The following is a 12,614-nucleotide window of genomic DNA, read 5'->3' as shown; positions in this document are numbered from 1 at the left end:
TGCGATAGTGAATCCACCGATGCCATCGCGGGTAAACCCGCTCCCACAGAGTCCGCGTCGCTCTTGGACCTGTTCTCTGCACGACAGCGCAGCCTGAAAGGCAGGGCGGACTCCCACAGGGCCCGCGCTGCCCTTCCGAGATGTGTGGATTTCCACGGTCGTCTAAGCTACGCCCAACCCGAAACCACGGAAGGCACGATGAACCCACTCCCCTACCAAGGCGGCTGCCTCTGCGGCTGGATCCGCTACAGCGCCCAGGCCCCCGCCGGCAACCCGCACACCTGCTCCTGCCGCTATTGCCAGCAGCACACCGGCGCCCTGACCGCGCTCTGGATCGAATTCCCCCGGGACAAGGTGGAATGGACCGGCGAAGGCGGCGAGCCCGCACTGTACCGCTCCTCGGACTATTCCAGCCGCGCCTTCTGCCCGCGCTGCGGCAGTTCCCTCGGCGCCATCGACGACGCGCCGACCATCGCCCTGCTGGCAGGCACCCTGGACGACCCGCACCGCGACGAACTCACGCCCGTATCCCACGCCTTCGCCGACGGCCAGCCCGCCTGGTCGCGGAGCTGATCAACGGGTCTCCATCATCCGCACCAGCGGCGCGTACTCCGCCCGCCCGACCGGGGCGATGGCGCTGGCATCCTGGGACGCAAGGAAGGCCGCCAGCCCCTCCTGGTTCTCCAGCATCGCCGCGCGGATCCGCGCCTTGTACCCGGCGCACAGGTTGCCGCGGAACACATAGGGGTCGTAGTAGATGCGCTCCGAGCGCCACAGCACGTTGAAGGTATCCCGCGCGATCCTGCCGCTGTTCAGGTAGGCATCGGCGCGCACGCTGGCGACGAAGGCGGCGTCCACCCGGCCTTCCAGCAGCGCGTCCAGCGACTTGTCATGGGAACCGCTGTAGGCCACCGAACCGAAGAAGCGTGCCAGCGGCTGTCCGACCCGGGCGGCGAACTCGACGTTGGGCACCACGCTGCCCGAGGTGCTGGCCGGATCGCTCAGGGCCACCCGCGTGCCCCGCAGCGACTCAAGATCCTCCGCCACCCCGCGCCGCGCCAGGAGCAAGGCCTGGTAGTGATGCCCGGCCGGGGTGAAATAGCCTTTCCTGATCGCCAGCACGGCGAACGGCTCGATGCTCGGGTCGCGCTGCTGCGCCAGGACGTAGGCCGCCGGCCCCAGCCAGGCGACGTCGACGCCGCCGGACACCACGGCATCCACCACGCTTTCATAGGACGAAGCCGGGACGATCGACACCGGAACCCCCAGGGCCTTGTGCAGGCGCTCCAGCAACGGCTGGTAGTCCTGCATCAGCACTTCCATGCTCTTTTTCGGAATCACCGCGATACGCAACGCCGGTTGCCGGCATTCGGCGGCCGCCGGCAAGCCGAGCAGCATCAGGCAGAACAGGCAGATCAGTGCTCGCATGCAGTTTCCGTCGCGTCGATGAAGGGTGGGTATTCTTCGAGCTGGGCCACGGTCAGCGGACGGCTGAAGTGGTAGCCCTGGGCAAAGTCGCAGCCGGCCAGGCGCAGGTAGACCACCTGCTCGCGGGTTTCCACGCCCTCGGCCACCACTTCCAGGCCCAGGCGCTTGGCGAGGATGATGGTGGACACCACGATGGGGCTGTCGTCGTGGCTGTTGGAGAGCTGGGCGATCAGGGTGCGGTCGATCTTCAGGCGGTTGATCGGCAACGCCTGCAGGTGGGAGAAGCCGGAATAGCCCTGGCCGAAATCGTCCAGGCTGATGCTCAGCCCGGCATCACGCAGGGCCTGCAGGTGCTTGATGCCCTGGCCTTCGTCGTCGAGCACCGTGGTTTCGGTGATTTCCAGCTCCAGGAAGCGCGGCTCCACGCCATGCTGGCGCAGCTCGTCCAGCAGCCGGGAACTGAAGTCCGGCTGGCGCAACTGCAAGGGCGAGACATTGATCGCCAGCCCGGACTGGATCCCCCGGGCCTGCCAGTCCACCAGTGCCTCGCAGCCCAGGCGCAACACTTCCCAGCCCAGGTCGACGATGAAGCCGCTGCGCTCGGCAAGGGAAATGAAGCGGTCGGGATAGAGCAGGCCGAACTGTGGGTGCTGCCAGCGCACCAGGGCCTCGTAGCCCTCGACGCGCATGCTGTCGAAACGCACCTTGGGCTGAAAATGCAGGACGAACTGGCGTTCCTTCAGCGCCGGACCAAAGGCCTGTTCCAGGGCGAACTCGCCGACATCGACGACATTCAGCGACGGGTCGAAGAAGCGGTACTGGCCGCGCCCGGCCTGCTTGGCCGAGTACATGGCCGCGTCGGCATGGCGGATCAGCTCGTCCACCGACACACCGTCCCGCGGGCAGATGCTCACGCCGATGCTGGGGCTGCTGTTCAGTTCATGCTGGTCCAGCGAGTAGATCGCCGACAGCTTGTTGAGCAGCATGCGCACCCACAGGTCGATCTGCTCTTCGCTGCGCGCGCCGGCCAACAGCACCACGAACTCGTCGCCGCCGAAACGCGCGGCCTCGTCCCCCGGCTCCAGGGCGCGGCGGATGCGCCCGGCCACGGCCTGCAGCAACAGGTCGCCGACCTTGTGGCCGAGGGAGTCGTTGATGGATTTGAAGCGGTCCATGTCGATGAACAGGATCGCCATCAGGCGCCGCTTGCTGCGCTGCTCGGCCAGCACCCGCGCCGCGGTTTCCATGAACTGGCGGCGGTTGTGCAGGCCGCTGAGGTGATCGGTGGCCGCCGCGTGACTGCTGCGCCGGTGTTCTTCTTCCAGACGCTGGATCAGCTGCTGGTTGATCCGCTGCGCCTGCTCCAGCGCGGCAAAGGCTTCCTCGCGCTTGCCCAGCACGCGCCAGCCCCAGAACACGCCGCCGAGGATCAGCAGGGTCAGGCTCAGGTTGACCCACAACTGGCGCTCGTAGAGCACGCGCGACGGCGCGAGGATCTCGTCTTCGCGCTGGCTCACGACGATGCTGAAGCCCCGCGCCGATACCTTGCGGAACAGGCTCTGGTAACGACCGTCGAGGCTGAACTGGGCGAGCCGCCCGGAGGCCTCGATGGTGTCCGGCAGGTTCGGCATCAGCGCCTCCCCGGCCACCACCACGCCGCTGTTGCCGATGCGCAGGCGCTCGTGACCGGCGTTGTCGAGCAGGCGCATCAGGCCGCTGTTGCCCAGGTCGATATGCTGGAACAGCACCGCCAGGTAGCCGATATCCAACTGCACTAAAAGAATGCTTTCCGGCTGGCCGCGGGACGGTTCGGTCAGCGGCAGGAGGAACGGCAGGCGCCAGTTGATCTCGGCGGTTTCCCGGGCCGCGGCATCCAGCGGCGGCAGGAACGGCTTGAAGCCGTAGCGACCGATATGCTCGCGCAGGGCCGACAGCCACGCCTCGGGCAACTGCTGCGGTTCATCGCTGTGGCTGGCGGACAGCAGGTCGCCATCGAAGCGGTACAGGCTCATGCGCTTGAGCACCGGGTCTTCGGCGAGCATGCGTACCAGGCTCCAGCGTCCTGGCCCGCTGTCGCGCATGTCGGCCTGGGCGGCGCGGCCGATGGTCTGCGCGCGGTCCACCAGCTGGCTGAGATTCTCCGCCGCCATGGTGGCCAGGTTGAGGTGCTCCGAAGCCTTGGCCGCCAGGGCTTCCTGCTCCGAGGTGGCGCGCTGCTGGAAGTACGAGATCCAGACGAACGACAGGATCGCCAGCGCCGAGGACAGCAGGAGAAACTGCAGAACGTTGAACGAAGACAAGGACCGGCGGATCACCACGATTCATTCCTGCCGCTAGGTGATGGCACATTAATACCAATTCATGACAGACAGATGACTGGTATGCCAACCCCGCCTCAACCATCCGGTTGATACCGCCCGGCCCCGGCTCGCGTCACCATCGTGGCTCCCAACAACAAGTACGGAGCCACCCCCATGACCACCCAAACCGACTGGATCACCGTAGGCGCCCTGGCCGAAGGCTTCGCGCCCGAGGCCTTCATCCTGCCGCAACTGGCCGAGCTGGCCGGCCGCCAGCTGACCCTGCATTTCGCCAACGGCTGGGTCATCGAGCACCGCTTCGACGCCGAGCAACTGCACTGGCACGCCGCCGACGGCCACTCCAGCGGCAGCGCGCCGTACCGCGCCACCTCGGTGCGCCCGGGCATCTACCTGGTGGACTTCCTCAAGACCGAACAGGGCCAGACCTGGTCGATCACCCTGATCATCGACACCCTGAGCCAGTCCTTCACCGCCGTAATCGGCAACATGCCGTCCGAGCAGGAGACCCAGCAAGGCATCTACCACCGCGCCCTGTCCGGCAAGAACCTGACCTGCGTCGAAGCACAGTTCCTCCACGGCAGCCTGGACAAGCCCTGGCAGGAAGGCGCCTGCCCGCACGCACCGACCGCCGAGCTGGTGGGCATCCGCAACCGCTACCGCTACAGCCCGACCGAGGAATACGAGCACATCTACCTCAACGAGAACTACTACACCTGGCAGTGCCTGAAGGGCGTCGAACAAGGCCTGTGCGATACCGACCGCTGCCATTACTACAAGATCGCCGACGAGCTGTACCTGTTCGTCTGGCGCGAAAAGATCATCCCGACCCTGGGCCTGGTGATGATCGACCTGCGCGAGCACCGCAGCGACGGCAAGATCTTCGGCTATGCCGAGGGCAGCTTCGACGCCTTCAGCAACTTCCCGGTGTCCTCGTACTGCAACCTGATCAACACCACGGTCCACGAAGCATGAAGCGCACCGTGCTGATCACCGGTGCCGGCAGCGGCATCGGCGCGGCCTGCGCCAGGCGCCTGGCCGCCCTGGGTGACAACCTGGTGTTGGTCGGCCGGCGGCGCGCAGCGCTGGAACAGGTGGCAGCCGGGACCGACGCCCTGGTGCTGGCCGGCGATGCCGCCGACAGCGCCACCTGGGCCGGCTTCGTCGAGCAGATCCGCGCCCGCTTCGGCGGACTCGACGCGCTGGTCTGCTGCGCCGGCGGCCATGGCCTGGGCAGCGCCCTGGAGACCAGCGACGAGGCCTGGGAAGCCGCCATGCGCGGCAACCTGCACAGCGCCTTCCACAGCGCCCGCGCCTGCCTGCCGCTGCTGGTGGAGCGGCGCGGCAGCATCGTCCTGCTGGGCTCCATCGCCTCGCTGGCGGCGGGGCCCGAGGTGTGCGGCTACACCACGGCCAAGCATGCGCTGGTCGGCCTCAATCGTTCGCTGGCCCGGGACTTCGGGCCGCAGGGCGTGCGCGTCAACTGCGTGTGTCCGGGCTGGGTGCGCACGCCCATGGCCGACGAGGAAATGCAGCCGTTGATGCAGCACTACGGCGAAGACCTCGACGCCGCCTACCGCCGGGTCACCGCCGACGTACCGCTGCGCCGCCCGGCCACGGCGGACGAGATCGCCGCGCTGTGCCAGTTCCTCATCAGTGCCGAGGCATCGATCGTCACCGGCGCGGTGATCGCCGCCGATGGTGGCTCGACCATCGTCGACGTGCCGACCCTGGCCTATACCCGCCTGGAGAACCCGTCATGAATGCTCGCTTCGATTTCAGCGGCCAGCACGTGCTGGTCACCGGCGGCGCCCAGGGCATCGGCCGGGCCATCGTCGAGGGCTTCGCCCGCGCCGGGGCCTCGGTGCTGATCGCCGACCTCAACCTGGAAGGCGCCCAGGCCCTGGTGGACCAGCTCAAGGGCGAGGGCCACCAGGCCAGTGCCAGCGGCATCGACCTCGCCGACCGCGAGGCTGTCGCCACGCTGCTGGCCGGGCTGCCGCGCCTCGATGTGCTGGTGCACAACGCCGCGTACTTCCCGCTGACGCCGTTCGAACGGATCGACGAAGCGCTGCTGCGGCGCACCCTGGACGTCAACCTGTCGGCGCTGTTCTGGCTGACCCAGGGCGCCCTGCCGCTGTTCCGTCGCCAGGGGCGCGGCAACGTGCTGGTCACTTCCTCGGTGACCGGACCACGGGTGGCCTACCCGGGGCTCAGCCACTACGCCGCGTCCAAGGCCGGGGTCAACGGCTTCATCCGCAGCGCCGCGCTGGAACTGGCGGGCCATGGCGTGCGGGTCAACGGCGTCGAGCCGGGCATGATCCGCACCCCGGCCATGGACAACCTCGGCGACGCCAGCCTCAACGCCCGGATCGCCAACAGCGTGCCGCTGGGCCGTCTCGGCGAACCGCAGGACATCGCCGCCGCCATGCTCTTCCTCGCCTCGGACAACGCCGCCTACATCACCGGCCAGACCCTGATCGTCGATGGTGGCGCCACCCTGCCGGAAACCCTCGCCACCCTGGAGAGTAATGGCTGATTGCTGGCCATTGCGATCAAGAACGCTGGCAGCCACGAACAAGACTTGCCGTGGTTGCCGGCGCCCTAATAGCCCCTCGCTACAGCACAACTGCCAACAAGAAATGGGGGAATACCAATGGACAAGCAACATCGCCTGTTACCGCTGGCCCGGGCCATCGGCCTGAGCCTGGTCACTCTGGCAGCGGCCCAGCCGGCGCTGGCCTACGAGCTGTACGCGGACGACGACACCCACCTCAACGCCGACATGCTCGCGGTATGGGGCATGTTCAACAGCCGCAAGAACTACGACGGCACCACGGGCGGTTCCACCTGGCGCGAAGGTTTCATCAAGTACGGCATCAGCGGCGACCAGGGTCTTGGCGGCGCCGGCACCCTCTACGGCACCTTCAACCTGGTCAGCTCGGCCACCTGGGGTGACGGCGATGCTGCCGGCAACACCGACGGTTCCGAGCGCACCACCAAGATCGAGGACGCCTTCCTCGGCTGGCGCTCCGGCGACCTGTTCCCGGCCCTGGGCAAGGATGGCGTGGACTTCTCCGCCGGGCGCCAGGTGGTCAAGATCGGCAGCGGCTTCCTGATCAACGACGACGGTCCCAACCTCGGCAAGGGCCCGGCCGACGGCGCGCTGAACCGTGGCGGCGCCTACTACCTGGCGGCCCGCCACGCCTTCGACCGCACCGCGGTGCTCAAGCTCGGTGGCCAGGAGGGCCTGCACGGCAGCGTGCTGTGGCTGAAATCGGACAACCGCGCCCAGGCCGAAACCGAACTGGCCGCCGGCACCCTGGACTACACCACCGACGCCGGCACCCTGGGCCTGACCTGGGTCCACGGCCTCGACGTCACCGACCAGTGGGCCAGCGACTTCCAGAAAGAGCGCGAGAACATGGACGTCTACAGCCTGCGCGGCGAAGGCAGTGCCGGCATCGAGAATGCCAGCTTCGCCTTCGAATACGCCTGGCAGGACAAGGACGCCGGGCCGGAGAAGGCCTGGTACGCCGAGGCGGGCTACACCTTCGCCGATGTCGCCTGGTCGCCCAAGGTCACCTACCGCTACACCCGCTACTCCCAGGGCTGGGATTCGCTGTTCACCGGCCTGAGCACCGGCTATGGCACCTGGTTCCAGGGCGAAGTGGCGGCCAACTATTCCGGGCCGTTCAACAGCAATACCGGGATTCACCACGTGGGCCTGAAGGCCACGCCGCTGGAGAACCTGACGGTGGGCGCGCTGTACTTCGACTTCAACACCCTGCGCACCCGCGACACCCTGAACCTGGATGCGCGGGAACTGGACTTCTACGTGGAGTGGGCGGTGAACGAGCACCTGATCATCAGCCCGCTGGTGGGCCTGTACCAACCGAAGAAGGACGAGAGCAACGGCGGCAACCAGGTGGGGGGCAATGGCACCAATGTGTACAGCCAGCTGACGGTGGCCGTGCCGTTCTGATCATCTGACTTTTCAGGCTGCGCTGTCGCGCAGAGAGCAGATCCAGGAGCGACACGGACTCTGTGGGAGCGGGTTTACCCGCGATTACGATGGTGGCATCACCGACGCAATCGCGGGTGAACCCGCTCCCACAAGTCCCCGGTAAATCAATAAGTCATGCGGTGCTATATGAGAGCCGGCGCCCAGCGGTTTACCTGTCCCTCAGCGCACCCCATCCCCCACCACACCGCGCCCAGCACACCCCAGCCCGGTATTCGTCTCGACGTCGCCATCCCCGCTGATGTACCCATGCCGGGTCAGGTTCGGCATCAGCAGCGAAGCGATGAAGGTCACGCAGAGCACCGCCACCACATAGAAGAAGAAATAGGTTTCCACCCCCTGGGCACGAAACGACAGCGCCACGTACTCCGCAGTCCCGCCGAACGCCGCGTTACCCACCGCATAAGGAAAACCGACCCCCAGCGCGCGCACCGCCGGCGGGAACAGCTCGGCTTTGACGATCCCGGCGATCGGCGTATAGAACGACGCCACCGCCAGCCCGGCGAACACCAGCAGGAACGCCACGAAGGCATTGCTCACCGACTGCAAGGCCAGCAGCAGCGGGATCACCAGCAGCATCGCCAGCCCCGAGAACAACAGCATGTGCATCTTGATCCCGACCCGGTCGGCCAGGAGGCCGAGCAGCGGCTGCAGGAGCATGAAGCCGATCAGCGCGGCGGTCATGATGAAGCTCACCGTCTCCGGGCTGAAGCCGCTGGAGATCACCAGGAACTTCTGCATGTAGGTGGTGAAGGTATAGAAGTACAACGAACCGCCGATGGTGAAGGCCAGCACCAGCGCCACCGCGCGCTTGTGGCGGAACATGCCGCGCAGCGAGCCGGCTTCCTTGCGGCGCATGTCCTGCTTCGATGCGGTCTCGCGCATCGAGCGCCGCAGGTAGACCACGACCACCGCACTCACCGCACCGATGAAGAACGGAATGCGCCAGCCCCACTCGCGCAACTGCTCGTCGCTCAGGGTCTGCTGCAGGATGACCACGGTCATCAACGCCAGCAGTTGCCCGGCGATGATGGTGAAGTACTGGAACGAACCATAGAAGCAACGCCGCCCGGGGGTGGCGATCTCGCTGATATAGGTGGCGCCGGTGCCGTACTCGGCGCCCACCGACAGGCCCTGGATCAGCCGGGCGACCACCAGCAGCACCGGCGCGGCGATGCCGATGCTGTCGTAGGTGGGCATCAGGGCGATGAGCAGCGAGCCGCCGCACATCATGAACACCGAGATGATCATCGACACCTTGCGCCCCCGGGTATCGGCGATCCAGCCGAAGATCCAGCCGCCCAGCGGACGCATGAAGAAGCCCACGGCGAACACTCCGGCTGTGGCCAGCAGTTGCGTGGTGGTGTCGCCCTTGGGGAAGAACGCGGCGGCGAAGTAGATCGCCGTGTAGGCATAGATGAAGAAGTCGTACCACTCCACCAGGTTGCCCGAACAGGCACCGAGGATGGCCTTGACGCGTTGGGATTGCGTGAGATCTGCGCCGCGAGCGGCGGATTGCGGAGACGATGCGGACATGGTTTCACCCTTGAATCTTGTTCTTGTAGGGCGCCGGAAAGGGGGTGACCGGCACTGGATTCACGCTACCGCAGGCCGGGTGGGACCATAAGACCGGACACCGGCCTAACTGATATGCCGAAATTTTATGGAACGGCTGCAGGCCGCGGCCTGCCTGGGTTTCGCGGCACCGGCCGAGACTTCTGGGAGAGCCCAGGCGCTTCCTCGGTGAAACAATCTGTATACACTTGCCGACAGCTGCTTCCCCGTGAAACCTGACTGGCCTGCCAATGGACGTCGTTCAACTCAAGACCCTGATCCACGTTGCCGAACTCGGCAGCCTGAGCAAGGCGTCCGATCGCCTGCACATCGCCCAGCCGGCCCTCAGCCGGCAGATCCGCATGCTGGAAAAGGAACTGGGGGCCTACCTGTTCGAGCGTCACGGACGCGGCATGGTGATCACCGAGGTCGGCCGCGAAGTGCTGGCCCATGCCACGCGGATCATGGAAGAGATGGAGTCGATCCGCAGTTCGGTGGTCGGCGGGCGTACCAACTTCCGCGGCACCGTGGTGATCGGCACCACGCCGACCGTGGCCGAGATCATCACCGTGCCGCTGGTACGCAAGATCCGCGACGCCCAGCCCAGCCTCGCCGTGCGCTTTTCCTCGGCCTACAGCGGCTACCTGCTGGACTGGCTGCAGCGCGGCGAGCTGGAGCTGGCGATCACCTATGACCCGCAGCCGCTGCACACCCTGCGCATCGTCCCGGTGATGATGGAAAACCTGCTGCTGGTGGGCCCGCCCGAGGCCGGCCTGCGCCTGGACTCCCCGGTGCGCTTCGCCACCCTCGCCGAGCACGAGCTGGTAGTGCCCAGCGCCCGCCACGGCCTGCGGGTGATCCTCGACAACTGCGCGCGGGAGGTCGGGGTGAAGCTGACCAGCAGCGTCGAGGCCGACTCCTTCGGCGCCATGATCGACCTGGTGCGCAACGGCTTCGGCCTCACCGCCCTGCCCCTTGCCTCGATCTGGAACCAGGTGGAGAACGGCAGCCTGTGCGCCGCGCCGCTGGTGGACCCGGTGCCGATGCGCAAGCTGGTCCAGGTGTTCCCCGCCGATCGCCGGGTGGCACCGGCTGCGCGCTTCGTCGCCGAGGCCTTCATCGAGATCGCCGCCGACCTGGTGGAGCGGCGTATCTGGGCCGGGCACATGCTGTAGCGTCCGGCTGCTTTTCTCTTTTCCGTTTTCAGGAGTACCCCGCTTGTCCCGCGACAACCTTCCCCTGGTGATGCTGCCCGGCCTGCTCAACGACCATCGCCTGTGGGCGCACCAGCAAGCCGCGTTCGCAGCCGATCGCCCGGTATCGATCCCCGACCTGAGCCAGGACACCGCCATCGCCGCCATGGCCGAGCGAGTGCTGGACCAGGCGCCGCCGCGCTTCGCCCTGGCCGCGCTGTCCATGGGTGGCTACGTGGCCTTCGAGATCCTCAAGCGTGCCCCCGAGCGGGTCGCGCGCCTGGCCTTGCTCGACACCATGGCCCGCCCCGACGAAGCGGCCCGGGCCCGGGTCCGCCGTGGTCTGCTGGAGCTGGCCAGCCTGGGCAAGTTCAAGGGCGTCACCCCGCAACTGCTGCCGCGCCTGATGCATGCCCGCAGCCTTGATACCACGGTGCCCGAGGTGGTGATGGCGATGGCCGACGCCATTGGCCGCGAAGGCTTCATCCGCCAGCAGCAAGCGATCATCGACCGCGCCGACTACCGTCCGGTGCTGGAGACGATCCGCGTGCCGACCCTGGTGCTGTTCGGCGCGCAGGACGAGATCACTCCGCTGGCCGAGGCCCGGCTGATCCACGCCGGCATCGCCGGCGCGCACCTGGAGGTGCTCGATGAATGCGGCCACCTGCCGCCGCTGGAGCACCCCGAGCGCACCACCGAACTGCTCGGCCGCTGGCTGGATGGCGCCTTCGACGCCTGACTCCCGTTTTCCCCGCTCGTTCCGGATGTCCTCGTGAAAGACCCTGCTGTTCTCCCCGGCCTGCCCGGAATCTTCGTCCTCGGCCTGTTGCAGATCCTGGTCTGGGGCGGCTCGTTCTTCCTCATGGCGGTGATGGCCGCGCCGATCGTCGCCGACACCGGCTGGGCCAGTCCCTGGGTGTACGGCGCGCTGTCGCTGGCGTTGCTGGTCTCGGCCGTGCTCGCGCCGTCCACCAGCCGCCTGGTCGCCCGTTTCGGCGGCCGCCCCGTGCTGGCCAGCAGCGGTTTGGCGGTGGCGGCCGGGCTGCTGTTGATGGCGGCGGCACACTCGCTGCCCTGGTTTCTCGCGGCGTGGGTGGTGATCGGCATCGGCATGGCCCTTGGGCTGTACGAAGCGCTGTTCGCCACCCTCGGCGCGCTCTACGGCGCCAGGGCGGCCAGTGCGATCACCGGCATCACCCTGATCTCCGGCTTCGCCTCGACCCTGACCTGGCCGCTGGTGGCGTGGCTGATCAGCCATCTGGGCTGGCGCATGACCTGCGTGGCCTATGCCGTGGTGTTGATCCTCAGCGTCGCGCCGCTGTACCGCCGGGTGTTGCCGGCGGGGGTGGGGATCAGCATCGGCAGCACGGCCCGGCAGGCCGGCGAAGACCGCGTCGATCCGCGGGTGTACTGGCTACTCACGGCGATCTTCGCCATTGGTGCGGTGCTGATGACGGCAGTGTCGGTGCACCTGGTGTCGATCCTCCAGGGCCAGGGCCACAGCCTGGCGGCGGCCATCGGCTTCGCGGCGGTACTTGGCCCGGCCCAGGTGGGTTCGCGGATCGTGCAGATGTTCGCCAGCAAGCGACATCCTGTGTGGACCACGCTGATTTCCGTGGTGCTGGTGGCGGCGGGGTTGCTGCTGGTGACGCTGATGCCGCTGGCGACGGCGCTGGGGCTTGTGCTGTATGGCTTCGGCAATGGCCTGCGGGCCATCGTGCGTGGGTTGCTGCCGCTGGCGTTGATGTCGCCGGCCAACTATGTGCTGTTGATGGGGCGGATGTCGCTGCCCTCGCTGATCGGCCAGGCGGCGACGCCGTTGCTCGGTGGCTGGCTGTTGCAGGTGGCCGGGCCGGGCGCGGTGCTGGGGGCGATGAGCGGGTTGGCGGTGGTGAATCTGGTGTTGGTGGGGTTGTTGATCCGGGTGCTGTGAGGGGGTTGCTTGCGATTGCTGGTGCTGGTGCTGGTGCTGGTGCTGGTGCTGCGAGCATATCCGGTCGCGGCGGTGACACCACCGACGCCTTCCGCCTTTACGGCGGCTTACTTTTTTCTTGGAAAAAGTAAGCAAAACCGCTCGCTCCCACATCAGGCCCTACG

Annotated in this window: 11 protein-coding genes; 8 read left to right on the top strand and 3 right to left on the bottom strand. The window is 67.1% G+C overall.

The features are described 5' to 3' along the window. Positions 1-198 precede the first annotated feature (198 nt). Positions 199-573: a GFA family protein gene (locus V0R59_RS24455; protein WP_330077243.1), complete on the top strand. Its 375-nt coding sequence runs from the start codon at positions 199-201 to the stop codon at positions 571-573. Here V0R59_RS24455 and V0R59_RS24450 read toward each other — a convergent pair whose 3' ends face one another. Continuing rightward, positions 574-1,428 (bottom strand): phosphate/phosphite/phosphonate ABC transporter substrate-binding protein, encoded by an 855-nt coding sequence (locus V0R59_RS24450; RefSeq protein ID WP_330077244.1) that lies wholly within the window; start codon positions 1,426-1,428, stop codon positions 574-576. It abuts the gene before it with no gap. Beyond that, positions 1,416-3,743 carry a putative bifunctional diguanylate cyclase/phosphodiesterase gene (locus tag V0R59_RS24445; RefSeq protein WP_330077253.1) on the bottom strand — a complete coding sequence of 776 codons (2,328 nt, stop codon included), beginning with the start codon at positions 3,741-3,743 and terminating at the stop codon, positions 1,416-1,418. Before V0R59_RS24445 ends, V0R59_RS24450 begins: the two co-directional genes overlap by 13 nt. A 159-nt stretch (positions 3,744-3,902) precedes the next feature. Between V0R59_RS24445 and V0R59_RS24440 the strand changes: the two genes are divergently transcribed. The 4 genes from V0R59_RS24440 (at position 3,903) to V0R59_RS24425 (ending at position 7,731) form a co-directional block, all read left to right on the top strand. Next, positions 3,903-4,721, top strand: a complete 819-nt coding sequence (locus V0R59_RS24440) for a molybdenum cofactor biosynthesis F family protein (RefSeq protein WP_330077245.1) — start codon at positions 3,903-3,905, stop codon at positions 4,719-4,721. Beyond that, positions 4,718-5,509, top strand: a complete 792-nt coding sequence (locus tag V0R59_RS24435; protein ID WP_330077246.1) for an SDR family NAD(P)-dependent oxidoreductase — start codon at positions 4,718-4,720, stop codon at positions 5,507-5,509. Before V0R59_RS24440 ends, V0R59_RS24435 begins: the two co-directional genes overlap by 4 nt. Continuing rightward, positions 5,506-6,285 (top strand): SDR family oxidoreductase, encoded by a 780-nt coding sequence (locus V0R59_RS24430; RefSeq protein ID WP_330077247.1) that lies wholly within the window; start codon positions 5,506-5,508, stop codon positions 6,283-6,285. The genes V0R59_RS24435 and V0R59_RS24430 overlap by 4 nt, the downstream gene beginning before the upstream one ends. Positions 6,286-6,402: 117 nt before the next feature. Beyond that, positions 6,403-7,731: an alginate export family protein gene (locus tag V0R59_RS24425; protein WP_330077248.1), complete on the top strand. Its 1,329-nt coding sequence runs from the start codon at positions 6,403-6,405 to the stop codon at positions 7,729-7,731. Between the two features lie 201 nt (positions 7,732-7,932). Here the strand turns inward: V0R59_RS24425 and V0R59_RS24420 are convergent, their stop codons facing one another. Beyond that, entirely contained in the window at positions 7,933-9,306 is a 1,374-nt protein-coding gene (locus V0R59_RS24420) for an MFS family transporter (RefSeq protein WP_330077249.1), read from the bottom strand. 269 nt (positions 9,307-9,575) lie between these two features. Between V0R59_RS24420 and V0R59_RS24415 the strand changes: the two genes are divergently transcribed. From V0R59_RS24415 to V0R59_RS24405, 3 genes are all read left to right on the top strand, one after another. Further along, a complete protein-coding gene (locus V0R59_RS24415) occupies positions 9,576-10,499 on the top strand; it encodes a LysR family transcriptional regulator (protein WP_330077250.1) in 924 nt (307 codons plus the stop codon). A 43-nt stretch (positions 10,500-10,542) separates the two neighbouring features. Next, positions 10,543-11,256, top strand: coding sequence for an alpha/beta fold hydrolase (locus V0R59_RS24410; protein ID WP_330077251.1), 714 nt, complete (start codon positions 10,543-10,545; stop codon positions 11,254-11,256). An 84-nt stretch (positions 11,257-11,340) separates the two neighbouring features. Next, complete coding sequence (locus V0R59_RS24405; protein WP_330077254.1) at positions 11,341-12,450, top strand: MFS transporter; 1,110 nt, start codon at positions 11,341-11,343, stop codon at positions 12,448-12,450. Positions 12,451-12,614: the final 164 nt, after the last annotated feature.

This window comes from Pseudomonas ulcerans, assembly GCF_036324125.1.
GTDB classification, from domain to species: Bacteria; Pseudomonadota; Gammaproteobacteria; order Pseudomonadales; family Pseudomonadaceae; genus Aquipseudomonas; species Aquipseudomonas ulcerans.
The sequence above is the reverse complement of the archived record's forward strand: the minus strand, read 5'-3'. Positions and strand labels throughout refer to the sequence as shown.

Excerpts from the sequence above, each read along its gene's own strand:
- V0R59_RS24420 (WP_330077249.1), bottom strand. The coding sequence starts at position 9,306 with ATGTCCGCATCGTCTCCGCAATCCGCCGCTCGCGGCGCAGATCTCACG.
- V0R59_RS24435 (WP_330077246.1), top strand. The coding sequence starts at position 4,718 with ATGAAGCGCACCGTGCTGATCACCGGTGCCGGCAGCGGCATCGGCGCG.
- V0R59_RS24440 (WP_330077245.1), top strand. The coding sequence starts at position 3,903 with ATGACCACCCAAACCGACTGGATCACCGTAGGCGCCCTGGCCGAAGGC.
- V0R59_RS24425 (WP_330077248.1), top strand. The coding sequence starts at position 6,403 with ATGGACAAGCAACATCGCCTGTTACCGCTGGCCCGGGCCATCGGCCTG.
- V0R59_RS24415 (WP_330077250.1), top strand. The coding sequence starts at position 9,576 with ATGGACGTCGTTCAACTCAAGACCCTGATCCACGTTGCCGAACTCGGC.
- V0R59_RS24430 (WP_330077247.1), top strand. The coding sequence starts at position 5,506 with ATGAATGCTCGCTTCGATTTCAGCGGCCAGCACGTGCTGGTCACCGGC.
- V0R59_RS24450 (WP_330077244.1), bottom strand. The coding sequence starts at position 1,428 with ATGCGAGCACTGATCTGCCTGTTCTGCCTGATGCTGCTCGGCTTGCCG.
- V0R59_RS24455 (WP_330077243.1), top strand. The coding sequence starts at position 199 with ATGAACCCACTCCCCTACCAAGGCGGCTGCCTCTGCGGCTGGATCCGC.